The organism is Salipiger sp. ABN3_019 (assembly GCF_056158605.1).
This window is the reverse complement of the sequence record NZ_JBSWTP010000003.1, coordinates 151,343-178,010: the sequence shown is the minus strand read 5'-3', so window position 1 is coordinate 178,010 and position 26,668 is coordinate 151,343. Positions and strand designations below refer to the sequence as shown.

Below are 26,668 nucleotides of genomic sequence, written 5' to 3'. Positions count from 1 at the left end.
TCAGGCTTCCTCTTCTTGCGCGAAGTGACAGGCCACCGAGGCCGCGCCGCAGCTCTGCAAATCCGGCGCCATGGTCATGCAGGGCGCGCGGCCCTTGGCCCGCGCGCAGCGCGGCGCAAAGCTGCAGCCCTCGGGCAGACGGCCCAGCATCGGCGGCTCGCCCGAGATCGCCGGAAGCAGCCGGGTCGAGCCATCGTGGCGCAGCTTCGGCGTCGAGTTGCGCAGGGCGCGGGTGTAGGGGTGGCGGGCGTTGCGGAACACCTCGTCCACCGGCCCGACCTCGACGATGCGGCCGGCGTAGATCACCGCCACGTCGTCGGCATAGCGCGCCACCAGCCCCAGATCGTGGGTGACCAGCATCATCGCCATGTCGCGCTCTTTCTGCATCTTGCGCAGCAGCGTGAGGATCTGCTGCTGGATGGTCACGTCGAGCGCCGAGGTGGGCTCGTCCGCCAGCAGGATCTCGGGCTCCTGCGCCAGTGCGATGGCGATCACGATGCGCTGTTTCATCCCGCCCGAGAACTGGTGCGGATAGGCCGAAAGGCGGCTTTCGGGATCGGCGATCTGCACCGCCTTGAGCAGCTCGATGGAGCGGGCGCGCACTTCTGCAGCGCTGAGGCTGGTGCCCGAGGTCAGCGCCTCGGCCAGCTGCGCGCCGATGGTCATCACCGGGTTGAGCGCGCTTGCGGCATCCTGAAACACCATGCCGATATGACGGCGGCGCAGGTCCTGCACCTCTTTGCCCGACAGATGCGCGGCGGATTTGCCAGCAATCTCCAGCTCACCGCCCGAGACCACCGCCTGCCCGCGCGGCAGCAGGGTGCCGACGGCGCGCAGCAGCGTGCTCTTGCCCGAGCCGGACTCGCCGACCACCGCCAGAGTGCGCCCGCGGCGCAGCGCGAAATCGACACCCCGCACCGCCGGAAGCTGACCGCGCTCGGTGAGATAGGAGATCTCCAGATCGCGCCCCAGCGCGGCGGCATCGCTGGCCACCCCGAGCCGCGCCTTGGCCTCGGCGGCGCTCTCACGCGGGGCGGCGGGCAGCGCCTTGCCGCCAGAGATCAGCCGCGCCAGCATCCCCTGCCCCTTGCGGCGCTTGGCGGCGGTGGGGTCGTAGATGTTGCGCAGCTCCTCGCCCAGCAGGTTGAACCCCAGCGCCGAGAGCGCAAGGAAGAGGCCCGGGAAGGTCGCCATATAGGGATGGCTGCGAATGTAAGAGCGGCTCTCGCCCAGCATGGTGCCCCATTCGGGTTCGGGCGGCTGGGTGCCGAGGCCGAGAAAGCTGAGGCCCGAGGCGTTGAGCAGCGTCGAGGCAAACAGCAGGCTGCACAGGGTCACGAGGATGCCGCCCATATTGGGCAGCACGTGCCGCGCCATCACCCGCATCGGCGAGCAGCCGAGCGAGACACTGCCTTCGACGAAGGGTTCCGACAGGGTGCTCATCGCCACCGCGCGGGTGGTGCGGATGAACACGGGGATCGACACGATGCCCACCGCGAGGATCACGTTCCACGTGCTCGGCCCGAGGATCGCCACGACGGCGAGGGCAAAGACGATGTCGGGGAACGAGAGCATGATGTCGACGCCGCGCATCAGCAGCTGGTCAAAGGTGCCGCGCACATAGGCTGCGGCCAGTCCCAGCGGCACGCCGATGACGAAGGCCACCGCCACGCCGCCGACGCCGATGCCCAGCGACGAGCGCGCGCCGACGAGGATGCGGCTGAACACGTCGCGGCCCAGCTGATCGGTGCCGAACCAATGCGCTGCCGAGGGCGGCTGCAGCGTCGCCATGAAATCCTGTTTGTAAGGATCGAGCGGCGCCAGCCAGGGACCGAAGAAGGCGAGGAAGGTCAGCACCGTCACCAGCGCGAGGCCGATGGCGCCCTTGGGCGAGTTGGCAATGCGGCGCAGGGTCTTGAGCCTTGGATGCAGCAGCGTCTGCCGCAGCAGCCCTTGCCGGGCGCCGGTCTCGGCGCCGCCGGGGATATCGTCTGTGGTGGATGTCATTGTCATGAGGTCTGCCTGTCAGGCGGCCGCGTAGTCGCGGGTCCGCGGATCGAGCCACTGGCCGAGCAGGTCGGTCGCGAGGTTGATGAGGACGAAGAACACCGCAAAGAGCAGCACGCAGTATTGGATCACCGGGTAGTCTGAACTGCCGACCGCGCTGACCAGAAGCCGCCCCAGTCCGGGCACGCCGAACACCGTCTCGGTCACCACCGAGCCGCCCAGCATGCCGCCGAATTGCACCCCGGCGACGCTGACCGCCGCCACCAGCGAGTTGCGCAGCGCGTGGCGCAGGATCACCGTGCGTTCGGCCAGCCCCTTGGAGCGGGCGGTGTCGAGGTAATCCTTGCCCATCACCTCCAGCAGGTTGGCGGTGACGAGGCGGCTGAAGAGCGCGGCGGGCCGTGTCGCCACCACCAGCACCGGCAGCACGTAATGCGCGGGTGTCGCCGCTCCGGCTGCCGGCAGCCAGCCCAGCGTCACGGCGAACAGCCAGATACATAACAGCCCCAGCCAGTAGATCGGCATCGAGATGCCCGCGAGCGTCAGCACGGTGACGGTGGCGTCGAACCACCCGCCCTGCCGCAGCGCGCAGATCACCCCGGTGACCACCCCGAAGGCGAGGCCGATAACCAACCCGCCGACGGCGATGATCAAGGTCTTGGGCAACCGCTCGGTGATTTCCTGAACCACCGGGCGGCTGGTGCGGTAGGAGGTCGCCACCTCGGGATCGACCACGCCGCGCAGGAACAGCGCGTAGCGCTCGAACGGCGGGCGGTCGAGGCCGAGGTGATGCCGGATATCGGCGATCTCCTCATCGGTGGCCATGTTGCCCGCAAGCTGCGCGGCCGGGTCTCCGGGGATCAGGGCCACGAACCAGAAGGCCAGCAGGCTGACAGCGAAGAGGGTCGGGACCGCGACGAGGAGTCTCTTGAGAACAAACATGGCCGTCCCCGATCAGCCGTCGACCGAGACGTGAACGTCGTCGAACAGCATGGTCTCGTCAGGCCGGATGGTGAAGCCTTCAACCTTGTCCGAGATGCCGATCGCCTGCTTCTGGTACCACAGGAAGACAAAGGGCATTTCGTCCCAGATGATCTTTTGCACTTCGGCGTAGATCTCTTTCTGCTCGTCGATGTCCGTGGTCGCGCGGCCCTCGGCCAGCAGGCTGTCAACGCGCTCGTCGCTGAAGCCGGTGGTGTTGGCGCTGACGCCGGTGTGGAACAGGCGGTAGAGGGTGAAGTCGATCCCCGCCGTGGCGCGGCCGATCATCGACATGTCATAGGTGCGCTCTTCCAGCGGCACGCGGTGCGCGGCGGACCAGCTCGGCAGGTCCAGAACGCGGGCCTGCGCGTCGATGCCGATCGCCTGCCACTGGCCGACCAGCGCCTGACAGACCTGCGCATCTTTGATGTAACGCCCGTTGGGGCAGTTCACCGTCAGCTCGAGCTTGTTGCCCGGCCCATAGCCCGCCTCTTCGAGCAGCGCCTTGGCGCGTTCGACGTCATAGGGCTTGGGCTCGAAGGTCACGCGCAGCGCATCCTCGGTGCCCGGACCGACCTGCCCTTCGGAGGGCGTGCCAAGGCCACCTAGAATGCCCTGCACCATGCCATCGCGGTCGAGCGAGATGTTCAGCGCCTCGCGCACCCGCTTGTCTTCGAGCGGGCCGTTCAGCACCATTTCCATGGAGATCGAGAACATGCTGTCGGGCAGGATCACCTCGGCATTGTCGAGCGCATTGATCGTGTCGATGGATTCCGCCGGAACGCGGTCGACGATGTCCACCTCGCCGGTCTCCAGCAGCGCCATGCGCGAGCCGTCCTCGGGGACCGCCATGAAGGTGATCTTTTCCAGCGTCGCCGGGCGCGGGCCCTCGTAGTCGGGGTTCGGCACGAGGCTGAACCGCTCGCCGCCGATGAACTCATCCACCATGTAGGGGCCCGAGCCGACCGGGTAGAACCCGTATTCGGCGCCCATCTCGGCATTGGCCTCGGTGTCGATGATGCTGGCGGCGGTGTTGGCCAGAAGCATCAGCACGTGGCCGTTCTTTTCGGCCATGTGAAAGACCACCGTGTCTTCGCCCTGCGCTTCGGCTTCGCCCAGCGAGGCGTAAAGACCGGCGTAGATCGAGCCGCTGTCGGGGTCGAGCAGCTGGTTGAACGAGGCGGCGACGGCTGCGGCGTCGAGCGGCTTGCCGTTGCTGAACTTATGGCCGGTCTCGAAGGTGACGGTGAAGGTCATGCCGTCTTCGGACCAGTCCCACTCCTTGGCCAGCGCCGGAACCACCTTGTTGTCACCGTCGATGCGGAACAGCTGCTGAAAGACCAGCCCGTCGACCGCATTGCCCACCGGCAGCGAGTTCACATGCGGATGGAAAGTGTTGGCATCAGCGCCCACGGCGATGCGCAGCTCGCCTTCGGGCGCGGCCAGAGCGGCGAGCGGCAGCGCCGTGGCCATCAGCAGCGAGGCGGTCACCGAGCGCAGACCCGAGCGGGAGAGCAGAGAGGGGAGGATACGTGTCATGTCAGTCCCTGTTGGCTGTAGGTTGCTGTTCCCCGAAGCGGCTAAGCGACGGGGTTAAGTCGGAAAATCAGCGATTCCGGAAACTGGCGGGGAGCATTCTGCGGCCCCCTCCGGCCATGGAGTAACCTCAGCTTGCCCAAGCGTTATCTTTTCTGTCAAATTATGTTTGGGGCATGTATATATCTTTGAGTTATGGCTTTGGCATGAATTACAGACAGTGCGAAATCTTTGTCACCGCGCTTGAGGCGGGCTCGGTGACGGCGGCGGCAGAGCGGCTGGATCTCTCGCAGCCCGCGGTCAGCAAGTCCTTGAAACTGCTGGAGACAGAGCTGGGTGTGCGGCTGTTCCTGCGCGGCGCCAAGGGGCTGCAACCCACTGACGAGGGCCGCTCGTTCTACCTTGAAGCGGCCCGGCTGACGGAAAGTTTCGGCCATCTCGAGAGCTTTGCCCAAAGCCTTGTGCGGCTGGAGCATGCGCGGCTCGAGATCAGCTGTATCCCGGCGCTTTCGACCGCGTGGTTGCCCGAGACCATGTGCGACTTCCTGCACGAATACCCCGATCTTTCGCTGTCTTTCCGCTCGCGCAGTTCGCCCGAAACGGTGCAACTGGTGGCGCGCGGCGAGCTTGATATCGGCGTGTCGCAGGCCCGCAGCGAGGACAAGATGGTCGAAAAGACCCGGCTCTTCGATCTGCAATCGGTCTGCATTCTGCCGCGCGGCCACAGGCTTTGCGCCGAAAAGCACATCCGGCTGGACCATTTGCACGAGGAACGCCTGCTGTCGCTGAGCGCGGCGGATGAGATCCGCAAGAAGTTCGAAGCGGCGATGCTGATGGCGGGCTACAGCATCCGCAGTCAGGTGGATGTGGCGCATGGCGCGATGCTGTGCCGGATGGCGGCGGACGGCCATGGCATCGGCATCGTCGACGAGGAATCCGCAAAGCTCTTCGAGGCGGCTGGCGCGGTCATCCGCCCCTTGGCCGAGGAACTCTCGGTGCCGATCTATTTGCTGCAGAACCCGCTGAAACCGCAGACCTTGATCGCACGGAAATTCGTCGAACACATGCTGGCGGTCACCGCCCCAAGGCGGGCGCATTGAAGGCCGCGAGGCCGCTCACCCTGAACTTCAGGTTATGGAGCGCCGCCAAAGCAAAATTTCGGATACGGCGAAAATGCCAATCGAATATGCATCTTCATCGGTTGGCGCGCCCCGCCGCGCGTGAATTTCCGCCATTTCCCGTCGGAATCGCGCACTTTGCCTCGACCTCTCCGGCGCAGGTCCAAGATTGCGTGACAAGCGCGGCGCGCGCGCCATCTTGAGACCGAGAGGACCAATCAGACCGGGGGTGCCGGATGCGCATGATGATCGACGTAGAGATGCACTATCAGTTCGCCATGCCCAACACGGTCACCCTTGTGATCGAAGCCGCCGAGACCGCAGGACAAACGGTCAATAGCGCCGAGCTTGATCTGGGGGATGCGCAGGTGACGCGGATCGCGGGCGACATGGACCTTGGAAGCCGCCTCTGGGTGCAGGTGCCCGGCGACGAGATGCGGCTGAGCTACCGCGCCGAGGTTGAGGTGACGCGCCCCGATCTGCCGCTTCAGACGCTGCGCGCCGCGCCTTTGCACGAATTGACCACCGAGGCCGCGCCGTTCATCCGGCCCTCGCGCTATTGCCTGTCGGATAAATTCGTCGCCTTCGTCGCGCGGCGCTTCGGCCATTTGCAGGGCGGCGCAAAGGTTCTGGCGATCCGCGACTGGATCGAGGCCGAGCTGGACTATGTCCCCGGCAGTTCCGATGCCGACACCCATGTGCTGGAAACCTTCGCGGCGCGGCAGGGGGTGTGCCGCGATTACGCTCATCTTTTCTGCGCCATGGTGCGGGCGGCGCAGATCCCCGCGCGCATGGTTGCCGCCTATGGGCCTTGCGTCACGCCGCCTGACTTTCACGCGCTGGCCGAGGTCTGGCTGGAGGGGCGCTGGCACCCGGTGGACCCTACCGGCATGTGCCGCCCGGACGCGCTGGCGCTGATCGCCGTGGGGCGCGACGCTTATGACATCGCCTTCATGGAATCGCAGGCCCCGGCGACGCTGGTCCGGCAGGAGGTGAGCGTGACCGAGATCCCCGGCTGAGGCGCGCCGTCAGTACATCGCCGAGCCGCCGTTGACGCCATAGACCTGTCCGGTGATGAACCCCGCCCCCGGCCCGGCGAGAAACACCGCCATGGCGGCGATCTCCTCGGGCGTGCCGAAGCGGCCAAGCGGCGTGGCAAGATCGCGGGCCACCGCCTCGGGGGTCATACCAGCAGTCATATCGGTCTCCACCGGGCCGGGCGCGATGGCGTTGACGAGGATCTGCGGCCCCAGTTCGCGCGCGAGGCTGCGGGTCATGGCGATGATCCCGCCCTTCGAGGCGGCATAAGCCACGGTATTCGCCGCGCCCAGATAGCCCAGATCCGAGGCGGTGAAGATGATCCGCCCGCCCGGCATCTGCCGCGCCGCAGCGCGCGCGGTCAGGAAGGCGCCGCGCAGGTTGACGGCGATCACCCGGTCGAACGCCTCGGCAGAGGTGTCGCGCAGGGGGGCCTCGTCGAGAATTCCGGCATTGGCGAACACCCGCGTCGCCGGGCCGAGCCGGGCCTGTAGGCTGGCGAACATGTCGCTGACCTCGGTCTCAAGCGTCACATCGGCGGGCAGTTGCAGGATGTCTTGCGGCAAATCCGCCGCCTGCGGATCGCGCGGATGGCAGACCGCCACCGCCGCCCCGGCCTCGCGCAGCGCCAGCGCCATGGCGCGCCCGATGCCCCGGCTGCCGCCCGTGACCAGCGCCACCTCTCCGCTCAGCGGGCCGCTCATGCCAGTGTCTCGCCGCGGTCGATGCAGACCGCCTGCCCGCTGATGCAGGCCGCGCCCGCGCTGGCGAGGAAAAGATAAAGCGCCGCGATGTCCTGCGGCAGCATCAGACCCGGCATCGCCTGCGCCGCCAGAATGTCGGCCATCACCGCCTCTTGTGTGCGCCCCTCTACCCGCGCCATCTCGTGCGCCGAGGCGAGCGCGGACTCGGTGCCGATCCAGCCGGGGCAGACCGCGTTGACCGTGATGCCGCGTGGGCCAAGCTCTTTGGCCCAGCTGCGCATCAGCCCGAGCATCGCGTGTTTCGACGCCGCATAGGCGGAAAACCCAGCCACCGCCGTCTTGCCCCAGATCGAGGAGGTCAGCAGGATGCGCCCGCCCTGCCCCATCTTCGGCAGCGCCGCGCGGGTGACATGCTCGGTGCCCATGACGTTGATGCTCAGCACCTCGGCGGCCACCTTGCCCGCCGCCGGATCATCGAGCCACGTGGGCCGCTCGATCCCGGCATTGTTCACCAGCACTTCGATCCGCCCAAGCGGGGCCAGCGCCTCGGCCACCGCCTCGGGCGCGCGGATATCGCAGCGCAGCGGCGTCGCACCCAGCGCGTCGGCAGCGGGCTCGATCCCGTCATCCTCGGCCAGCATCCACAGCGAGGCTCCGGCAGCGGCAAAGGCGGCGGCGATGCCCTGCCCGATGCCGCGGCTGGCCCCGGTCACCACCACGTTCTGGCCGGTGAAATCGAACTGAACCCGTCCCGCAGCGCTCATGCGCCGAGCCCGAACTCGCCGCGCACCGCAGCCCCGATGTCGCGCCGGTATTGCTCGGCCATCAGCGCGCCCTTCGCGGGGCTCGCTCCGGCGGCGGACACAAGGTTGCCCTCGGGCGCCACCCAGTCGCGGTGCGGCGGCCATGCGTCATAGGGCGGAGCATAGGCGGCCTTGTTGTCGGGGATCAGATCGGTGCGGACGAGATGCGGGTAGAAATGCATCATCAGCGAGGTCTCGAGCACCGCCGCATGTTCCAGCTCGATCCCCGGATAGCCCTCGGGGAACACCTGCGCCAGCGTGTCCTCGGTGAGAAAATCCCAATGCTGCAGGCACATGACCCGCAAATCCTTGCCCGCCGCGTCGCGCATCGCCAGATCGATGCCTTCGTTGAGGAACCACAGGTTCTCGTAGTTGCCATCGAGCACGCAGATCCGCCGCACGCCGTGGCGCACCAACTCGCGGATGATGTCACGCACGATGCCCGTCAGTGTTGCCGCGTCGAGCCCGGTGGAGCCGGGAAAGAACGGGCCGCCCGCCGAGCGGGTCATCGATTTGTAGCCATAGCAGACCGGCGCGGCGACCACGCCGCCGATGTCGCGGGCGATCTCTTCAGCGATGGCCAGCGGCAGCATGTGATCCACGCCCATCGGCAGATGCGGGCCGTGCTGTTCAAGCGCGCCGGTGGGCAGAAAAACCACCGGGTTGCGCTCCAGCGCGGCGGCATATTCGGGCCATGTCATCTCGGCCATCAGAACCGGCGAGGGTGCGGGCGGTTGGGCGGGGCTGGTCATGATCGGGCTTTCCTTGTTGCCGCGCGGGCCCCGCGAAGGGCCCGCGCATCTTCGCGACTGTCCTCAGAATTCCTTGAGGTTGTCGCGCAGCAGCTGGTGTTTGTACTCGGTGCGCACGAGGCCGCGACGTTGCAGTTCGGGCACCAGCCCGTCGGCGATCTCGACAAGGTAATGGCGGCTGACGCGCAGCACCGGGGTGGTGATCAGGAAACCGTCCCCGCCCACTTCGGCCATCGCCTCGCCCATCTTGTCGGCGACCTGCGCCGGGGTGCCGATCAGCTCCATCGACGAGACCAGCCCGCCGCCCTCGGCAGCGGCCAGTTCGCGCAAGGTCTTGCCGCTGCCCCATTGCTGGAACTTGTCGAGCGTGCCGCTTTCACCGTTGGTCACCAGTTTCTCGGGCAGCGGCTTGTCGAGATCATATTGCGAGAAGTCGATCTCGGTGATCGCCGAGATCGAAGCCAGCACGTCGTTGACGAAATGATCGGCGGTGGTGCCGCGCTCGTATTTCGCGCGGGCGTCCTCTTCGGTCTCGCCAAGCGTGGGGGTGACGCAGAACAGCACTTTGATGTCGTCGGGGTTGCGGCCGATCTTCTCGGCGCGGGCGCGGATGTCATCGCGGAAGGCCTTCATCCCCTCGATGCCATTGGCCACCGAGACGATGCTATCGGCGTGCTGCGCGGCGAAATCGCGGCCCCGCGGCGAGGCACCGGCCTGCACGTAGACCGGGCGCTTCTGCGGCGAGGGCACGGTGTTGAGCGGCCCGCGCACCTTGAAGAACTCGCCTTCGAAATCGATGCTGCGCACCTTGGTGCTGTCGGCGTAGACGCCGTTCTCGCGGTCGAGGACCACGGCATCGGCATCCCAGCTGTCAAAGAGCTGGCCCACCACATCCATATATTCGTCGGCCATGGCATAGCGCTGCTCGCGCGGGGGCAGCACGTCCATGCCGAAGTTCTGCGCGGCCAGATCCTCGGCGGAGGTGACCACGTTCCAGCCGAAGCGGCCCTTGGTCAGACTGTCGATGGTCGAGCTGAGACGGGCGAGCATGAAAGGCGGATAGGCCATGGTCGACATGGTGGCGACCACGCCAAGGTTGCGCGTCGCCATGCCCATGGCCACCGCCAGCGGCGCCGGATCGTGCTTGGGGGCCATCATGCCGTTGGCCAGCGAGAACTTGCGGTCGCCGCCGAAGGTCTCGGGCACCATCAGCTTGTCTTCGATCATGATGTAATCGAAGCAGGCCCGTTCCAACGTCTGCGCCATCTCGATGTAGAACTGCCCGTCCCACGGGTAGCCGCCCTGCCCGAAGGGCGCGCGCCACTCGTCGGGGGTGAAATTCATGAACCATGCGAGGTGAAAGCGTTTGTCGGTCATCTGTCGGTCGTCCTTGCAAATGCGCCAGCCAAAGCTGGCTGAGTTCGGGAGGAAGGGGGGATCAGCCCGCCGCGCGCTCGGCGCGGCGCAGGCTGCGGGCCAGCCGCGGCTTGGCCTCGAAGTCGGAGGTGATGATCGAGCCGTAGCGGTGCGGCGCATGCGGATCGTGGCGGCGCTTGTCCACGGCGATGACCCGCGTGCCGAGATGGAAGGCCTCGGAGAGATCATGGGTCACCATCACCACGGTCATCTGATGCTCTTCCCACAGCTCCAGCACCAATTGGTGCATAGCCTTGCGGGTGCCGGGGTCGAGCGCGCCGAAGGGCTCGTCGAGCAGCAGCACCTTGGGCTTGGTCATCAGCGCCTGCGCGATGGCAAGCCGCTGCTGCTGTCCGCCCGAAAGCTGCGCCGGATAAAGCGCCGCATGTCCGCCCAGCCCGACCCGATCGAGCATCGCCTGCGCCCGGTCACGCAGATCGGCGCGGGCGCTGCCGAAGAGCCGCCCCATCAAAGGAGCCGCCTGCCATTCGGGGCCGGTCATGACGTTGCCGATCACCGTCCGGTGCGGGAACACCGAGTAGCGCTGAAAGACGATGCCCCGGTCGGGCATGGGCTCTGGCGCGATGGGCTCGCCATCGATGAGGATCTGCCCGCCGCTCGGAGCCTCTTGGCTCAGCAGCATGCGCAGCAGCGTCGATTTGCCCGCCCCCGAAGGCCCGACCACCGCGAGGAACTCGTTGTCGTCGATGAACAGGTTGATGTTCTCGAGCACCACGGTCTCGCCATAGGTCTTGGAGACATTGTCGAAGGTGATGATGGCCATCAGCCGCCCTCCCGGAAGCGCGTCCAGGGGATCGCGTCATGCGCGAGGCGCAGCGCGTAATCCATCGCAAAGGCAAGGAAGGTGATCCACACGACGTAGGGCAGGATCACATCCATCGCGAGATAGCGCCGGACGAGGAAGATGCGGTAGCCAAGGCCTGCCTCGGCGGTGATCGCCTCGGCAGCGATGACAAAAAGCCAGGCCGCCCCCAGCGACAGCCGCACCGAACTGATCAGCCGCGGCACGACCTGCGGCAGCACCAGCCCGAGGATCATCTGCCACGTCGAGGCGCCAAGGGTCTGCGCCTTGACGATCTGCTCGCGCGGGATTTCCGACACCCGCAGCATCACGTCGCGGATGATGAAGGGCGCGATGCCAAAGACGATGAGCACGGTCTTCGACAGCTCGCCGAGGCCGAAGAGGATGAAGAGGATCGGCAGCACCGCCAGCGGCGGAACCAGCGACAGCGCGGCGAAGAAGGGCTCGAAGATGGCGCGCAGATAGGGGATGAACCCCACCAGCACGCCAATGACGAGGCCGATCAGCGCCGACAGGCCAAGGCCGATCCCCAGCCGCGACAGCGAGGCCCAAGTGTCGGCCCAGAAGAGTTTCTTGCCGGTCGCCATGTCGACCTGAAAGATCAGGCGGGACATGGCGGTGCGAAAGGCTTCGAGGCCCGGCATAAGCTTGTCGGAAGCATCGACGGCGTGTCGCGCTTCGGAGGTGACCGCGTAGACCGCGATCACCAGAATGAAGGGCATCGCGCCCAGCAGGATTTTACTCCTGCGGGAGGGAAGCCGGTTGATGGCTCGGCGCATGGAAACGTCTCGGGTCGCCGATTACAGCTCGCCCGCGGCGGCCATCTCCGAGAAGCTCGGATCGAAGCGCAGCTTCACGTTGCCCTCGTCCCCAAGCACCGTGCCGCCGACCTCGATGCCGATGGCGTCGACGCTGGAAGCCCCCTGCCCAAAGAGCCCCTGCTCGAAGCTGAAGGTGCGCACCTTGTCCATGATGTCGCGGCTGCTGTCCGCCGAGAGGAAGGCCGCCGCATCGCCGGGCGTGGTGAAGAAATGCGTCTGGTCCACCTGTACCGACAGGCCCGCCACATCCGTGCCCATGGCCGACGCCATAACCTCGGCCATCGGCTGCTCGTCCCCGGTCTCGGCGGCCATGGTTTCCATCGCCTCGTACCACGCGCCGGTCAGCGCCTTGGCGAACTCGGGGTGCTCTTCCAGCGTTTCGGTGCGGGCGATGAACACATCCATGATCTCGCCGGGGATGTCCGAGCTGTCGAACAGCACGTTGCTCTCGGGCACTTGGTTCAGCATTTCGGCGGCGATCGGGTTCCATGTCGCCACATGCTTCATCTCGGGCTGGGTGACATAGGCGGCGCCGATCTCGGCATCCGAGATGTTCACGCTTTTGACCCGCCACGGCTCGGTGATCCCGGCCTCGGCCAGCGCGCGGTTCAGCAGGTAGTGCGAGACCGAGTACTGCAGCAGCCAGACCTCATCGTCGAGCAGGTCCTCGACCTTTTCGGCGCTGCGCGAGATCAGCATGTCGTTGCCGTCGGAATAATCGGTGATCAGGAAGATCGAGGTATCCACCCCGCCCGCCGCCGGCATGGTCAGCGCGTCCATGCCCGCCACCGCCACCGCGTCGAGATCGCCTGCGATGAACTGGTTGATCGAGCCCACGTAGTCGTTGATCTGGATAAGCTCGACGTCGACGCCGTATTTCTCGCCCCACGCCTCCATCAGCCCTTCGGTGCGCATCCAAGCCAGAGGCATGAAGCCCACATAGACGACATAACCTACCTTGAACGTCTCCTTCTCCTGCGCCTGAGCGGGCGCGGTGAAGGCGACCGAGGCCGCGGAAGCAAGCAGAAGAAGCAGTCGGGAAATACGCATGGAGTGTCTCCGGGAGGGAAAGAGATGTTCGATGCTCTAACTAAACGAGCGTTGAATAGTTAAAATCAAGTTTTTAATATGTATAAAAAATGCGCTATTAATCACCTGATGAGTTCGCTACGACGGCGCGGCGTGAACGGAGAGTCCCCATGGCCAGGACCGCAACCAGAAAACGGCTCGATCCGGCCGAGCGGCGCACGCAGATCCTCGATGAGATGCTGCAGCTGTGTGCGAATCAGCACTTCGCCTCGATCACCATGCGGCAGATCGCGGCGGCCTGCGGCGTGAACATGGCGCTGCTCTACCACTACTTCGACAATAAAGAGGGGCTGGTGCACGCCACGCTGCGGCACGCGGTGGACGACTTTCTGGTGATGTTCGACGATCTGCCCAAGGATGTCGGTGCCCCGCTCGGCGCGGCTGACGTGTGGATCGACGCCACCATCGAGGCCGCGCCGCGCCTGATGCGCATGGTCAAGCTGATGAGCGATTTTGGCGCTCAGGAAAGCCGCGATGCCGAGGCGCTGGCGATCATCGACGAGTTCTATGCGCGCGAGCGGGAGACGCTGAAACACGCCATCCTCGACGGCATGGCCGAGGGCCGGTTCCGCGAGGTCGACCCCGAGCGCACCGCGCGGCTGACCTCGATCGCCATCGACGGCGTGTTCTTCGGCGGCCCCGCGCGCAACGATTTTGCCTTTGAAAACAACCTGCGCGACGTGCGGGACCAGCTGCTCGACTATCTTCAGCCCGCGCCCTGACGCCTTTGGCAGAGCTCAGCGGCGATCCCGCGCATCCTCGCCCAGCGAGGCGAGATAGACATCATAGGTGCTGCTCAGCGAGTTGATGTGCTGGCGCATCAATTCGGCGGCGTGATCGGCCTCGCCGCGCTCCATCGCATCGAGAATGCCCATGTGCTCCTGCATGGATTTCTCCAACCGCCCGGTGACGTCGAGCTGCCGCCGCCGGAACGGGCGCAACCGCCGGTCCATGCGTTTCGCCTCCTCGGCCAGCACCTGATTGCCCGACGCCTCGTAGATCATCCCGTGCAGCCGGTTGTTCGCCTCATAGTAGCGATCCGCGGCGCCCTCTTGCAGCGCCGCCTCACAATCCTGCGCCGCGCGCCGCAGATACAGCCGCTGCGCCGGTGTGATGCGCTGCGCCGCCAGCCGGACGCACCACGCCTCAAGCCCGGCCATCACCTCGAACATCTCGACCAGACGGGTCATCGAGGGCCGCCGCACGAAGGCACCCCGGCGCGGAATCAACTCCACCAGACCAATCGCTTCGAGCGTCAGAAACGCCTCGCGCAGCGGCGTGCGCGACACCTCGAGTTGCTCGGCCAGCGCCACTTCGCTCAGCTTGTCGCCATCCTGATATGCACCCGACGCGATCCGCTGCTCGATAATTGAGCAAATCCGGGTGGCGGTTCTGGAGTTGTCGGACATCGAGAAAAATCCTTGACGATATGCAATCCCCCCAGATTGTATACAGGAATAATCAAAAGAATACAAATAACGAAAATGCCAACAGTGAGGACAACACCATGAAAACGTGGAAACTTCTCGCCGGAACCGCGCTTTGCGCGAGTCTCTCTGCCCCCGCTTTCGCGGATAAGGCGAGTGACACGGTGAACATGGCCTTCAACAAGGAACTTGAAACCGCGGATGTCTACTTCAACACCGCGCGCGAGGGCCTGCTGCTCAACCATTCGGTCTGGGACGGCCTGCTGTACCGCGATCCGGACACTGGCGAGTATAAGGGCAACCTTGCCACCGAGTGGACGTGGATCGACGACGTTACGCTCGAACTGAAGCTGCGCGAGGGCGTGACCTTCCACAACGGCGAGCCGTTCAACGCCGATGACGTGGTGTTCACCGTCAACTATGTGACCGATCCCGAAAACGGCGTGAAGAACATGGCCAACGTCGGCTGGATGGACCACGCCGAGAAGGTCGACGACTACACCGTGCGCATCATCCTGGGCGCGCCCTTCCCGGCGGCCGAGGAATTCCTTGCCGGTCCCGTCGCCATGTATCCCGATGAATATTATGCCGAAGTTGGCCCGAGCGGCATGGGTCTGAAGCCCGTCGGCACCGGCCCCTTCAAAGTGACCGAACTGGAGCCGGGCAAGCACTTCGTTCTCGAGCGGTTCGAGGATTACTACGGAGGGCCGAAGGGCAAGGCCGGGGTCGCCAAGGTCGACATCCGCACCGTTCCCGACACCAACACGCAGATCGCCGAGTTCTTTAACGGCACGCTCGACTTCCTGTGGAACATGCCCGCCGATCAGGCGGAAAAGCTCGACGCTATGGGCAAGTATCAGGTGGTCAACGCCCCGGCGATGCGCGTCGGCTACATCACCATGGACGCCGCTGGCCGCGCTGGCGACACGCCGATGACCGATCAGAAGGTGCGCGAGGCGGTCTATCACGCCATCGACCGTCAGGCGATCGTCGATGCGCTGGTCAAGGGCTCGTCGGAAGTGATCGACACCGCCTGCTCGCCCGCGCAATTCGCCTGCGACCAGAGCGTCGAAGGCTATGAGTACGATCCCGAGAAGGCCAAGGAACTGCTGGCCGAGGCGGGCTATCCCGACGGGTTCGACATCGACTTCTACGCCTATCGCAACCGGCCCTACGCCGAGGCGATCATGGGCTTTCTGGGCAAGGTCGGCATCAACGCCAACCTCAACTACATGCAGTACTCGGCCCTGCGCGAGAAGCACCGCAAGGGCGAAGTGCCGATGGCCTTCCTGACGTGGGGCTCGAACTCGGTGGCAGACGCTTCGGCGATCACCTCGGAGTTCTTCACCGGCGGGCCGCAGGACGATGCGCGCGATCAGGAGGTGATCGACTGGATCGAGGCCGCCGACAGCACCAACGACAAGGAAGAGCGGCAGGCGCTCTACTCCAACGCGCTGAACAAGATCACCAGCGAGGCCTATTGGGTGCCGCTCTGGACCTACAACGTCAACTACGTGATGAGCCCGGAAATGGAGTTCACCCCGACCGATGACGAACTGGTCCGCTTCTTCAGCTTCGGCTGGAAGTAACCGCTGGCCCTGCCCGGCCCCCGCGCGGGGCCGGGCGAGACCCGACCACAGGAACACCCCATGCTGCTCTATATCCTCAAACGCCTCGGTCTTGCGGTGCTGGTCGCGCTGACCGTCTCGGCGATCAGCTTCAGCCTGCTGTTCATGGCGGGCGATCCGGCCATCTCGATCGCCGGTGAGAACGCCGCCGCCGAGGACATCGCCGCGATCACCGAACGCTATGGTTTCGACCGCCCGGTGCTGGTGCAATACGCCGACTGGCTGGTCTCTGCCGCGGGCGGCGATCTGGGGCGCTCTTGGTATTTCGATCTGCCGACCACCGAGATCATCGGCGACCGGCTTGGCGTGACCATGACGCTGGGCCTGCTGGCGATCTCGTTTGCGCTGATCCTCGCCATCCCGATGGGCGTTGCGGCGGCGGTGAGGCCGAACTCGCTGATCGACCGCGCCGCGCTCTTCATCTCGGTGGTGGGTCAGGCGATCCCCTCGTTCTGGTTCGGGCTGATCCTGATCGTGGTCTTCTCGATCAAGCTCGGCCTCGTGCCCGCCTCGGGTTCGGACGGCTGGAAACACTTCATCCTGCCCACGGTGGTTCTGGGCTATTACGCCACGCCCGCGATCATGCGCCTGACCCGCGCCGGGATGATCGAGGTGCTGTCCGCCGATTACATCCGCACCGCCCGCGCCAAGGGTCTCGCGCCGCGCAAGGTGCTGTTCAAACACGCGCTGCGCAACGCCATCATCCCGGTGATCAGCCTCGCAGCGGTGCAGATGGGCTTCATGCTGGGCGGCTCGATCGTCGTGGAGTCGATCTTTGCCCTGCATGGCGCGGGCTATCTGGCGTGGGAGAGCATCAGCCGCAACGACCTGCCGGTGATGCAGGCGCTGATCCTCGTCTTTTCCATGTTCTACATCCTGTTCACCTTCCTCGCCGACGTGCTGAACGCGTGGATGGACCCGCGCCTGCGCGTGGGCTGACCGAAGGCGCCTCGACATGACCGACACGACCGCATCCGAAAGCCCCGCCATGACCGCCTCCAACGCCGCCCCCAAGGAAGCCCCGCTCTCGCCCCGTCAGGCGATGGTGCGCCGCGCCCTGCGTCACCGCGGGCTGATCTTCGGCGCGCTGGTGATGGGCATCATCATCTTCGTCGCGCTCTGCGCGCCGCTGCTCACCAGCTACAGCCCCTATGATCAGGACCTCTTGGCCCGCATGAAACCGCCCGTCTTCATGGGCGGCGACGAGGCGCATTGGCTCGGCACCGATGCCTTGGGCCGCGATTTCTGGGCCCGGCTGGCCTATGGCGCGCGCATCTCGCTGATGATCGGGCTGCTGGCTGCCACCATCTCGGCGCTGATCGGCTCGGTGCTGGGCATCCTCGCGGGCTACTTCGGGGGCCGCGTGGACATGGCGGTGACCTTCCTGATCAACGTGCGCCTTGCCATGCCTGTGGTGCTGGTGGCGCTGGCGGTGGTCGCGCTCTTCGGCGGCTCGCTGATGGTGGTGGTCTCGGTGCTGGGGCTGCTGCTCTGGGACCGTTTCGCCGTGGTGCTGCGCGCCGCCACCATGCAGGTGCGCAAGCTCGAGTATGTCGCCGCCGCCGAGGTGCTGGGGGCGTCGCTGCCGCGGGTGCTGTGGAAGGACATCCTGCCCAACGTGATGAACCACCTGATCGTGATTTTCACGCTCGAGATGGCCCATGCCATCATCCTCGAAGCAGCGCTGTCGTTCCTTGGCCTTGGCGTGCAGCCGCCCACCCCCTCGTGGGGGCTGATGATCTCGGAGGGCAAGGAAATGCTGCTCTTCGAGCCGTGGCTCATCACCATTCCCGGCGTGGCGCTGTTCTTCCTCGTCCTGTCGATCAACATGCTTGGCGACGGCATCCGCGACGTCACCGCACCCGAAGGCAGAAACTGATGACCGATCCCATCCTGTCCATCCGCAACCTCACCGTCGATCTGCCCAAGGGCGGCGACCGGCCTCACGCGGTCGAGGGGCTGAGCCTCGAGATCATGCCCAAGGAGATCGTCTGCATCGTCGGCGAGTCCGGCTCGGGCAAGTCGATCACCTCCTTCACCACCATGGGGCTGCTGCCGAAAGCGCTGGTGCCCTCGTCGGGCGAGGTGATCTTTGACGGCAAGGACCTGCTGAAACTGCCCCCGTCCGAGCATTCGAAACTGCGCGGTCGGCGCATGGCGATGATCTTTCAGGAGCCGATGTCGGCGCTGAATCCCTGCTACACGGTCGGCAACCAGATCGAAGAGATGTTCGAGCAGCACACCAGCCTGCCCGCCGCCGAGCGCAAGGCCCGCACGATCAAGCTGCTGGACGAGGTGCAACTGCCCGATCCGGCGCGCATCTACTCCAGCTACCCGCACCAGCTTTCGGGCGGGCAGCGGCAGCGCATCGTGATCGCCATGGCGCTGGCGCTCGACCCGGCGCTGCTGATCGCCGACGAGCCGACCACCGCGCTTGATCTCTCGACGCAGGCGCAGATCCTGCACCTGCTGAAAGAGCTGCGTGAAAAGCATTCGGCGGGCATCATGTTCGTCACCCATGATTTCGACGTGGTGGCCGAGATCGCCGACCGGGTGGTGGTCATGCAGCACGGGCGCATCGTCGAGCAGGGCAGCGCCGAAGAGGTGCTCAACCGCCCGCAGCACCCCTACACCCGCCTGCTGATCGACGCGGTGCCGCGCCGCGAGCGCGCGGCGCAGCCCAGCCTCGAAGGGCGGGTCGAGATGCTGAAGGTGCAGGGGCTGGAAAAGACCTACCATGTGAAGGGCAACATGTTCCGCCCCGGCCGCATCGTGCACGCCTGCAAGGACGTCGGCTTTGCCGTGCGCCGCGGCGAGACGCTGGGCATCGTCGGCGAGAGCGGCTCGGGCAAGTCGACGCTGGTCAAATGCCTGATCCGGCTGGAAGACCCCGACGCGGGCCATGTCTGGGTCGAGGGCACCGACATTGCCGCCTATTCCAAGCGCGCGCTGCATCCCTACCGCAAGATGATCCAGATCGTGTTTCAAGACCCCTACGGCTCGCTCAACCCGCGCCGCACCATCGGCGACCAGCTGGTCGAAGGGCCGGTGAACTTTGGCCGCGACCGCGCCGAGGCGATGGAAAAGGCCCGCGAGCTGATGAAGATCGTGCGGCTCGATCCCGACGCGCTCAACCGCTACCCCAACCAATTTTCCGGCGGTCAGCGTCAACGCATTTGCATTGCGCGCGCACTGATGGTCGAACCCAAGGTGCTGATCGCCGACGAGGCGGTCTCGGCGCTCGACGTGTCGGTGCAGAAGGAAGTGCTCAAGTTGCTCAATGAAATCCGCGACAAGATGGGGCTGACCGTGCTCTTCATCACCCATGACCTGCGCGTCGCGGCGCAGGTCTGTGACAATCTCATCGTCATGCAGCAGGGCGAGATCGTCGAGCGCGGCTCGGTCGATCAGGTCTTTGGCAGCCCCAGCCATGCCTATACGCAAAAACTGCTCGCGGCGCAGCCCGGACAGGATTGGGACGTGCCGGACGTGTCGAAACTGCCCCCCGCCACCGGCGTCATGGGCATGGGAGGTCGGGTATGAGCGGCTCGTTCTCTCCGTCGCAGACCACCCGCAAACCCGGCGTCACCGCCACTTCGGGCGGCGTTGTTGCAGCCCAGCACGCGCTTGCGGCCAAGGCCGGGGCCGAGGTTCTGAAGGCGGGCGGCGATGCGCTTGACGCCGCCGTGGCGGTGAGCTTCGCCATCGGTGTGCTCGAGCCGTGGATGTCCGGCCCGATGGGCGGCGGCGCGATGATGATCTGGCGCGAGGACGAGGGCCGCGCCCATGCGCTGAACTATGGCATGCGCAGTTCCGCCGCGCTCGATCCGGCGCATTATCCGCTCTCGGGCGCGGGCAAGGCCTCGGACCTTTTCCCGTGGGACGCGGTGGTCGAGGACCGCAACGTCATCGGCGGCTCGTCGGTCGCGGTGCCCGGCACCGTCGCGGGCATCGCCGCCGCGCATGGGCGCTATGGCCGGATGCCGTGGAAAGACCTGCTCTCCCCCGCCATCGGTTTCGCCAAGAAGGGCCTGCATGTCGACTGGTACGCGGCGCTGGTCATCGCCTCCTCGGCGCGCGATCTTGCGCAGGACCCGGACGCCGCCGCCATGTTCCTCGAAGACGGGCAATGGCCCAAGGGCTCTGGCTGGACGGCGCTTTCGGACATCCGCCTCGACCAGTCGCGCCACGCCGCCACGCTGGAGCAGCTGGCGCAGGCGGGCGCAGAGGATTTCTACAAGGGCGATATCGCCGCGATGCTGTCGGGCGATGTGACCGCCAAGGGCGGCTTTCTGACCATGGACGATCTCGCGGCCTATGCGCCGCAATGGTCCGACCCGCTGGAGATCCCCTACCGCGACGGGCGGCTCTTTGCCCTGCCCGGCCTCACCGCCGGACCGACGCTGAGCCACGCCGTCACCGGCTGGACCAAGGGCTATGATGCCGCCGAGGCCGCCGCGCCAAAGGCGCATCTGGCCCGCGCGGAGGCGCTCAAGGCCGCCTATGCCGCGCGGCTCGAGGGGATGGGCGACCATGAATTGGCCAAGGCCCCCGGTTGCACCACGCATTTCTCGATCGTCGACCGCCACGGCAACATGGTCGCGATGACCCAGACGCTGCTGTCGATCTTCGGCTCGCGCGTGGTCTCGCCCTCCACCGGCATGCTGCTCAACAACGGCATCATGTGGTTTGACCCCGCACCGGGCGGGCCCAACTCCCTCGCCCCCGGCAAACGCTGCCTGATGAACGTCTGCCCGGTGATCGGCGAAGCGCCCGGCAAGCGCTTTGCGCTCGGGGCCAGCGGCGGGCGCAAGATCATGCCCGCCGTCGGGCAGATCTCGGGCCATATCATCGAGCAGGGCATGTCCATGCAGGAGGCCATCGAAGCGCCGCGCATCGACGTCTCGGGCGGCGCGCAGGTGGTGGCCGACGAACGCCTCGAAGGCCCCGTCACCGAGGCGCTCGCCGCCGCGCACCCGCTGGCCATGGTCCAGCGCCTGCCCTTCCCCTTCGCCTTTGCCTGCCCCGCCGGGGTCTTGCGCGAAGGCACCACCAATTCCGGCACGACCGAGACCTTCTCGCCCTGGGGCGACGGGATCGCTGCCGACTGACCGACGAAGCAAGAAAGAGACCCCATGTCCCCCCGCGACACCGCCCTTGCGGCCATCACCGAGTATTTCGACAGCGGCAGCTTCCAGAGCGAACTTGCCGATCTGGTCGCCCGCCCCACCGAAAGTCAGGACCCGCGCGGCGCGCCGCATCTGATGGCCTATCTCACCGAGGCGATGGTCCCGATGCTGGAGGCGATGGGCTTTACCTGCCAGATCTTCGACAACCCGCAAGAGGGCGCTGGCCCGCTGCTCGTCGGCCAGCGCATCGAGGGTGAGAGCCTGCCCACGGTGCTGACCTATGGCCATGGCGATGTGATCCGCGCGCAAGAGGGCCAGTGGCGCGAGGGGCTGGAGCCCTTCACGCTCACCGAAGAGGGCGACCGGCTCTATGGTCGCGGCTCGGCGGACAACAAGGTGCAGCACCTGATCAACCTGCGCGCCATGGCGGCGCTGATCGAGACACAGGGCAAGCTGGGGTTCAACGCCAAGGTGCTGATCGAAATGGGCGAAGAGAACGGCTCGCCCGGTCTCAAGACCTTCTGCGAAGAGCACAAGGAGCTTCTGGCCGCCGATGTGCTGATCGCCTCGGACGGGCCGCGCCTGTCGCCCGACGCGCCGACGATCTTCACCGGCTCGCGCGGCGGAGCGCTGTTCGATCTCAAGGTCGAGCTGCGCGAGGGGGCCAACCACTCGGGCAACTTCGGCGGCCTGCTGGCCGACCCGGCGATCATCCTCGCCCATGCGCTGGCCTGCATCACCGACCGGCGCGGCCAGATCAACGTGCCCGAATGGCGCCCCGACAGCCTGACCCCGCGCATCCGCGAGGTGCTGGCGGCGCTGCCAGAGGTGAAATCGGGCATCGCGCTCGATCCGGACTGGGGCGAAGAGAGCCTGACCATGTCCGAACGCGTCTTTGGCTGGAACAGCTTTGCCGTGCTGGCGATGATCTCGGGCGTGCCCGAGGCGCCGGTGAACGCCATCGCGGGCTGGGCACGCGCCACCTGCCAGCTGCGCTTCGTCGTCGGCACCGATGTGGACGACATCCTGCCCGCGCTGCGCCGCCATCTCGACACGCACGGTTTCCAGCAGGTTCAGATCACCTCTGCCGACCGCGGATCCTTCCCCGCGACCCGGCTCGACCCCGATCACCCTTGGGTGCGCTTCGCCGCGGCCTCGCTGCAAAAGAGCACCGGCCAGAGCCCGCATATCCTGCCCAACCTCGGCGGCTCGCTGCCCAATGACTGCTTTGCCGAAGTGCTGGACCTGCCGACCATCTGGGTGCCCCACTCCTATGCCGGTTGCAGCCAGCACGCCCCGAACGAGCATGTGCTGAAGCCGCTCTCGAAACAGGCGCTGATCGGCATGACCGGGCTGTTTTGCGATCTCGCCGAGCACGGCGCGCCGAAGGACTGAGCATGGAATATCTCATCCTCTTCGCGGTCATCGCCGCCGCCGGCGCGGTGGCCGGGATCATCTCGGGGCTGCTTGGCGTGGGCGGCGGGATCATCCTCGTGCCCGCCTTCTATTACGTCTTCACCGGGCTCGGCTATGAGCCGAACCAACTCATGCAGATCTGCGTCGCCACCTCCACCGGCACGATCATCGTCACATCGCTGCGCTCGGTCACCTCGCACCACAAGCGCGGCGCGGTGAGCGTCGAGCTGATCAAGACATGGGGGCCGTTCATCGCCATCGGCTCGGTGCTGGGCGTGCTGGCCGCCACCGTGCTGCGCAGCCACCAGCTGCAGCTGGTCTTCGGCATCGTCGGCGTCTGCCTCGGGCTTTACATGCTGCTTGGCAAGAAAAGCTGGCGGCTGTCGGACACGCTGCCGGGGCGCGGGCTCAGCGCGATCTATGGCAGCATCATCGGCTTTTTCTCGGCCCTGATGGGCATCGGTGGCGGCAGTTTCACCGTACCGCTGCTGACCGCCTACAACGTGCCGCCGCATCGCGCCGTGGGCACCTCGCCCGGCTTCGGCCTGCTGATTTCGATCCCCGGCTTCATCGCCTTTCTGCTGACCGGCTGGGAGATCACCGGCAAGCCGCCGGGCACGGTGGGCTACGTCAACCTGCCCGCGGTGCTGCTGATCATGGTGACCTCGCTGCTGACCGTGCCGATCGGCGTGAAGCTGGCACATAGCCTCAGCCCCGCGCGGCTGCGGCTCGTCTTCGCGCTGACCGTGCTGGTGCTGGCCGGGAACATGCTGCGCAAGGCGCTGATGGGATGAGCGACGAGACCCTCCTGCAGCGGCTGCGCGCCGCCGAGCCGGTGCTTTGGTCCAATCCGGGCTATGCCCCGCAGACCGATCCGCAGGCCATGGCGGACGTCATGGGGGCCAAGGCCGCATGGGCTCGTTTCGCGCCGCTGATGGCCGAGCTTTGGCCCGAACTGGCACCTTCGGGCGTGATCCGCTCGGCCCTCACCGACATCGCCGATCTGCGCCCCGCGCTTGGTTACGATGCTCCCGAATACGGCACGCTGCTGGTCAAGGGAGACCACGCGCTGCCCGTCGCCGGGTCGGTCAAGGCACGCGGCGGCGTCTTCGAAGTGCTCAGCATCGCCGTCAGTCAGGCGCGCGGCGCTGAGCTGCTCTATGATGGCGAGGACATCGAGAAACTCGCGGGCGACGACGCCCGCGCCTTCTTTGGCAAGCGCCGCATCGCCGTCGGCTCCACCGGCAACCTCGGGCTAAGCGTCGGCATCGCGGCGCGGGCGCTTGGGTATAAGGCGACGGTGCATATGTCGCATGACGCCAAAGAGTGGAAGGTGGCGCGGCTGCAGAGCCTCGGCGTCGAGGTGGTGCAGCATGAGACCGATTATTCGCAGGCCGTCGCCGCCGCCCGCGAGATCGCCGCGCGCGATCCGCTGACCCATTTCGTCGACGACGAGGACTCGCTGCTGCTGTTCAAGGGCTACAGCGCCGCCGCCGCCGAACTGAAGGAGCAACTGGCCGAGCAGGGTATTTCCATCGGCCCCGACCGTCCGCTGATCCTCTATCTGCCTTGCGGCATCGGCGGCGCGCCGGGCGGCATTGCCCATGGCGCGCGCGGTGTCTTTGGCCCCGACGTGCACCCGTTCTTTGTCGAGCCGGTGCAGGCCCCTTCGGCGCTCGTGCAGATGCGCGAGGGGCGGGGCCGCGAAACCTCGGTCTACGAGCTTGGCCTGTCGAACCGCACCGAGGCCGACGGCATGGCCGTCGCCACCATGTCGCAACTGGTGGCCGAGCGGACGCAGCGGCGGCTGGCGGGGGTCTTCACCGTCGGCGACGATGATCTCTTCCGCTGGCTCGCGCTGGCCGAGACCAAGGGGCTGCGGCTGGAGCCCTCGGCCGCCTCGGGCTTTGGCGGGCCGCAGATGCTGATGAACACCCATGAGGGCCGCGCCTTTAGGGCCATGCATATGCCCACCGTTGATCCGGCGCGCGCGGTGCATGTGATCTGGACCACCGGCGGCGCATTCGTGCCCGAGGAGCAGTATCAAGGTTTTGTCGCGAAGGGCCGCGCGCTCGGCCCGCGCTTCGATCTGAAAGGAGTTTCGTCATGACCAATCCCGCCGACCTCGGGGCCATCGAGGCGCGCAGCCTGATCGCCCGCAGGCAGCTGTCGCCGGTGGAACTGGCCGAGGCCTGCATCGCCCGCGTCGAAGCGGTGGACCCCGCCGTCAACGCGCTGATCGCCCGCGATTTCGACGGGCTGCGCAAGGCCGCGAAACAGGCCGAAGCGGATGTGACCGCTGGCAAGGAACTGGGGGCGCTGCACGGGCTGCCCTTCGGCGTGAAGGACATGATCGACGTCACCGGCCTGCCCACCACCTTCGGTTCCGAGGCGTTCAAGGACAATATCGCCACCAAGGATGACGCCATCGTCGCCGCCATGCGCGCGGCGGGTGGCTTTCCCATGGGCAAGACCAACAACCCCGAATGGAGCGCCGGGGCCAACACCCGCAACCGCGTCTACGGGGTGACGGCCAACCCGCATGACATCACCCGCAGCTGCGCCGGATCCTCGGGCGGCTCGGCGGTGGCGCTGGCCTGCGGCTATGCCCCGCTCGCCACCGGCTCGGACACCGGCGGCAGCCTGCGCAACCCGGCGGCCTTTTGCGGCATCGTCGGCTATCGCCCCAGCCCCGGCGTGGTTCCCGGCAACACCCGCGCGGCAGGGCTGATCCCGCTGCCCACCTCCGGCCCGATGGCCCGCAACGTGGCCGATTGCGCGCTGATGCTCTCGGTGCTCGCGCGTCCCGACCGCAATGATCCTTTCACCACGGTGATGGACGGCAAGACGCTCTGGTCCGCCGGTGATTTTGCCAATCTGCCGCGCCGCGATCTGTCGTCGCTGAAGATCGCGGTGACCGAGGATTTCGGATTTGCCCCGACCGAGAGCCTCATCCGCGACCACTTCCGCAAGATCATGCCGCAGCTGGCGCCCTTCTTCGGGCAGGTCGAGGACGCCACCCCCGACTGCAGCGACGCCGACCGCATCTTCTCGGTGCTGCGCGCAGTGCAATTCCTTGGGGTGCATGCGAAACTGGTGGACGAACAGCCCGAACTGGTCGGCCCCAACGTCCGCGACAATGTCGCCGAGGGCCGCAGCTATTCCGCCGAGGATGTGGCGCAGGCGATCTTTGGGCAGGCGCGTTTTTACCGCGACTGGCAAGCCTTCTTCGAGACCACCGACTATCTGCTGTCTCCGGCGGTCTGCATCTCGCCGCGCGACTGGCACGAGCTCTATCCCACGCAGATCGACGGCGTGCCGACCAAGAGTTATTACCATTGGCTCGCCATGGCCTATGCCTCGACCATCGCGGGCCATCCCTCGATCACCATCCCCTGCGGGACGGATGCCAATGGCATGCCCTTCGGGCTGCAGATCATCGGCAAGCGGCACGACGATCTGGGCGTGCTGGCGGTGGCGGCAGAGCTTGAGGCGGTGATCGCTGGCCTCTCCGATCTCGCCCCGCGCGCACCCGACATCGCAGCACTGGCCAAGGCGCCGAAGCTGTCGGACGCGCCCGGCTTTCTCACCTTCGACTGATCCAAGGAAATCTCATGAGCATACCCCTTTCCAAGACCCGCCGCTCTGGCAGCACCCTCTATCTGTCGGGCGAGCTCGGCTTCGGGCCGGACAGCAAAATCCCCGACGGCATCGAGGCGCAGACGCGCCAGTGTATCGAGAACATCAAGGCGACGCTGGCCAAGGAAGGGCTCGACCTGTCGCACGTCATGTCGGCGACCTGCTACCTGACCGATCCGGCGGATTTCCCGGCCTTCAACAAGGTCTATGCCGAGATGTTCCCCGAGCCCTACCCGGTGCGCACCACCATCGGCTGCGCGCTGATGATCGACGCCAAGGTCGAGATCACGGTGATCGCCGAGGGCTGATCCCCGCCTCTGGGGCAGGTTTGCATTCCCGGC

The 26,668-nt window shown here is 66.3% G+C and carries 24 protein-coding genes; 13 read left to right on the top strand and 11 right to left on the bottom strand.

The genetic code is table 11. From position 1 onward, the window contains the following. Genes ACXAD2_RS03410 through ACXAD2_RS03400 form a run of 3 tightly spaced genes read right to left on the bottom strand, consistent with a single transcriptional unit; the run spans position 1 to position 4,527 of the window. A complete protein-coding gene (locus tag ACXAD2_RS03410) occupies positions 1 to 2,013 on the bottom strand; it encodes a dipeptide/oligopeptide/nickel ABC transporter permease/ATP-binding protein (protein ID WP_475166885.1) in 2,013 nt (670 codons plus the stop codon). A gap of 12 nt (positions 2,014 to 2,025) precedes the next feature. Further along, positions 2,026 to 2,949, bottom strand: coding sequence for an ABC transporter permease (locus ACXAD2_RS03405; RefSeq protein ID WP_066111844.1), 924 nt, complete (start codon positions 2,947 to 2,949; stop codon positions 2,026 to 2,028). 12 nt (positions 2,950 to 2,961) lie between these two features. Next, the gene (locus ACXAD2_RS03400; protein WP_475166883.1) at positions 2,962 to 4,527 is read right to left on the bottom strand and encodes an ABC transporter substrate-binding protein; all 1,566 of its coding nucleotides are present in this window, start codon (positions 4,525 to 4,527) and stop codon (positions 2,962 to 2,964) included. A gap of 203 nt (positions 4,528 to 4,730) precedes the next feature. On the opposite strand from ACXAD2_RS03400, the gene ACXAD2_RS03395 reads away from it, so the two are divergent. Next, positions 4,731 to 5,624: a LysR family transcriptional regulator gene (locus tag ACXAD2_RS03395; protein ID WP_193789571.1), complete on the top strand. Its 894-nt coding sequence runs from the start codon at positions 4,731 to 4,733 to the stop codon at positions 5,622 to 5,624. A gap of 254 nt (positions 5,625 to 5,878) precedes the next feature. Then, positions 5,879 to 6,661 carry a transglutaminase-like domain-containing protein gene (locus ACXAD2_RS03390; protein WP_475166879.1) on the top strand — a complete coding sequence of 261 codons (783 nt, stop codon included), beginning with the start codon at positions 5,879 to 5,881 and terminating at the stop codon, positions 6,659 to 6,661. Between the two features lie 9 nt (positions 6,662 to 6,670). Here the strand turns inward: ACXAD2_RS03390 and ACXAD2_RS03385 are convergent, their stop codons facing one another. The 7 genes from ACXAD2_RS03385 to ACXAD2_RS03355 all read right to left on the bottom strand — a co-directional run bounded on the left by ACXAD2_RS03385 (position 6,671) and on the right by ACXAD2_RS03355 (position 13,049). Further along, positions 6,671 to 7,384 (bottom strand): SDR family NAD(P)-dependent oxidoreductase, encoded by a 714-nt coding sequence (locus ACXAD2_RS03385; RefSeq protein WP_475166877.1) that lies wholly within the window; start codon positions 7,382 to 7,384, stop codon positions 6,671 to 6,673. Further along, on the bottom strand, positions 7,381 to 8,148 hold the full coding sequence (locus ACXAD2_RS03380) for an SDR family NAD(P)-dependent oxidoreductase (protein WP_475166874.1): 768 nt from the start codon (positions 8,146 to 8,148) through the stop codon (positions 7,381 to 7,383). The genes ACXAD2_RS03385 and ACXAD2_RS03380 overlap by 4 nt, the downstream gene beginning before the upstream one ends. Then, positions 8,145 to 8,939: a creatininase gene (locus ACXAD2_RS03375; protein ID WP_203595434.1), complete on the bottom strand. Its 795-nt coding sequence runs from the start codon at positions 8,937 to 8,939 to the stop codon at positions 8,145 to 8,147. The genes ACXAD2_RS03380 and ACXAD2_RS03375 overlap by 4 nt, the downstream gene beginning before the upstream one ends. Positions 8,940 to 9,002: 63 nt before the next feature. Then, complete coding sequence (locus ACXAD2_RS03370; protein WP_066111832.1) at positions 9,003 to 10,316, bottom strand: NtaA/DmoA family FMN-dependent monooxygenase; 1,314 nt, start codon at positions 10,314 to 10,316, stop codon at positions 9,003 to 9,005. A 61-nt stretch (positions 10,317 to 10,377) separates the two neighbouring features. Continuing rightward, entirely contained in the window at positions 10,378 to 11,139 is a 762-nt protein-coding gene (locus tag ACXAD2_RS03365; RefSeq protein WP_475166871.1) for an ABC transporter ATP-binding protein, read from the bottom strand. After that, on the bottom strand, positions 11,139 to 11,957 hold the full coding sequence (locus ACXAD2_RS03360; RefSeq protein WP_164183301.1) for an ABC transporter permease: 819 nt from the start codon (positions 11,955 to 11,957) through the stop codon (positions 11,139 to 11,141). Before ACXAD2_RS03360 ends, ACXAD2_RS03365 begins: the two co-directional genes overlap by 1 nt. Before the next feature lie 21 nt (positions 11,958 to 11,978). Further along, positions 11,979 to 13,049 carry a putative urea ABC transporter substrate-binding protein gene (locus ACXAD2_RS03355; RefSeq protein WP_066111826.1) on the bottom strand — a complete coding sequence of 357 codons (1,071 nt, stop codon included), beginning with the start codon at positions 13,047 to 13,049 and terminating at the stop codon, positions 11,979 to 11,981. 149 nt (positions 13,050 to 13,198) lie between these two features. Between ACXAD2_RS03355 and ACXAD2_RS03350 the strand changes: the two genes are divergently transcribed. Further along, entirely contained in the window at positions 13,199 to 13,810 is a 612-nt protein-coding gene (locus ACXAD2_RS03350; RefSeq protein WP_066111824.1) for a TetR/AcrR family transcriptional regulator, read from the top strand. A gap of 15 nt (positions 13,811 to 13,825) precedes the next feature. Here ACXAD2_RS03350 and ACXAD2_RS03345 read toward each other — a convergent pair whose 3' ends face one another. Further along, on the bottom strand, positions 13,826 to 14,497 hold the full coding sequence (locus ACXAD2_RS03345) for a GntR family transcriptional regulator (protein ID WP_475166869.1): 672 nt from the start codon (positions 14,495 to 14,497) through the stop codon (positions 13,826 to 13,828). A 98-nt stretch (positions 14,498 to 14,595) separates the two neighbouring features. Between ACXAD2_RS03345 and ACXAD2_RS03340 the strand changes: the two genes are divergently transcribed. From ACXAD2_RS03340 to ACXAD2_RS03295, 10 genes are read left to right on the top strand one after another with little or no spacing between them, the layout of a single operon-like run. Next, the gene (locus ACXAD2_RS03340) at positions 14,596 to 16,104 is read left to right on the top strand and encodes an ABC transporter substrate-binding protein (protein ID WP_475166863.1); all 1,509 of its coding nucleotides are present in this window, start codon (positions 14,596 to 14,598) and stop codon (positions 16,102 to 16,104) included. A 60-nt stretch (positions 16,105 to 16,164) separates the two neighbouring features. Then, positions 16,165 to 17,082 carry an ABC transporter permease gene (locus tag ACXAD2_RS03335; protein WP_066111818.1) on the top strand — a complete coding sequence of 306 codons (918 nt, stop codon included), beginning with the start codon at positions 16,165 to 16,167 and terminating at the stop codon, positions 17,080 to 17,082. Between the two features lie 49 nt (positions 17,083 to 17,131). Next, complete coding sequence (locus ACXAD2_RS03330) at positions 17,132 to 18,022, top strand: ABC transporter permease (protein ID WP_412094036.1); 891 nt, start codon at positions 17,132 to 17,134, stop codon at positions 18,020 to 18,022. Further along, on the top strand, positions 18,022 to 19,686 hold the full coding sequence (locus ACXAD2_RS03325; protein ID WP_475166858.1) for an ABC transporter ATP-binding protein: 1,665 nt from the start codon (positions 18,022 to 18,024) through the stop codon (positions 19,684 to 19,686). Before ACXAD2_RS03330 ends, ACXAD2_RS03325 begins: the two co-directional genes overlap by 1 nt. Next, positions 19,683 to 21,254, top strand: a complete 1,572-nt coding sequence (locus tag ACXAD2_RS03320; protein WP_475166854.1) for a gamma-glutamyltransferase — start codon at positions 19,683 to 19,685, stop codon at positions 21,252 to 21,254. The genes ACXAD2_RS03325 and ACXAD2_RS03320 overlap by 4 nt, the downstream gene beginning before the upstream one ends. A gap of 24 nt (positions 21,255 to 21,278) precedes the next feature. Continuing rightward, positions 21,279 to 22,667, top strand: coding sequence for a M20 family metallopeptidase (locus ACXAD2_RS03315; protein WP_475166850.1), 1,389 nt, complete (start codon positions 21,279 to 21,281; stop codon positions 22,665 to 22,667). 2 nt (positions 22,668 to 22,669) lie between these two features. After that, on the top strand, positions 22,670 to 23,482 hold the full coding sequence (locus tag ACXAD2_RS03310; protein ID WP_475166848.1) for a sulfite exporter TauE/SafE family protein: 813 nt from the start codon (positions 22,670 to 22,672) through the stop codon (positions 23,480 to 23,482). Continuing rightward, positions 23,479 to 24,798 carry a D-serine ammonia-lyase gene (locus ACXAD2_RS03305; protein ID WP_475166845.1) on the top strand — a complete coding sequence of 440 codons (1,320 nt, stop codon included), beginning with the start codon at positions 23,479 to 23,481 and terminating at the stop codon, positions 24,796 to 24,798. Before ACXAD2_RS03310 ends, ACXAD2_RS03305 begins: the two co-directional genes overlap by 4 nt. After that, a complete protein-coding gene (locus ACXAD2_RS03300) occupies positions 24,795 to 26,288 on the top strand; it encodes an amidase (RefSeq protein WP_475166842.1) in 1,494 nt (497 codons plus the stop codon). The genes ACXAD2_RS03305 and ACXAD2_RS03300 overlap by 4 nt, the downstream gene beginning before the upstream one ends. Before the next feature lie 14 nt (positions 26,289 to 26,302). Next, positions 26,303 to 26,635 (top strand): RidA family protein, encoded by a 333-nt coding sequence (locus tag ACXAD2_RS03295; RefSeq protein ID WP_475166838.1) that lies wholly within the window; start codon positions 26,303 to 26,305, stop codon positions 26,633 to 26,635. Positions 26,636 to 26,668: the final 33 nt, after the last annotated feature.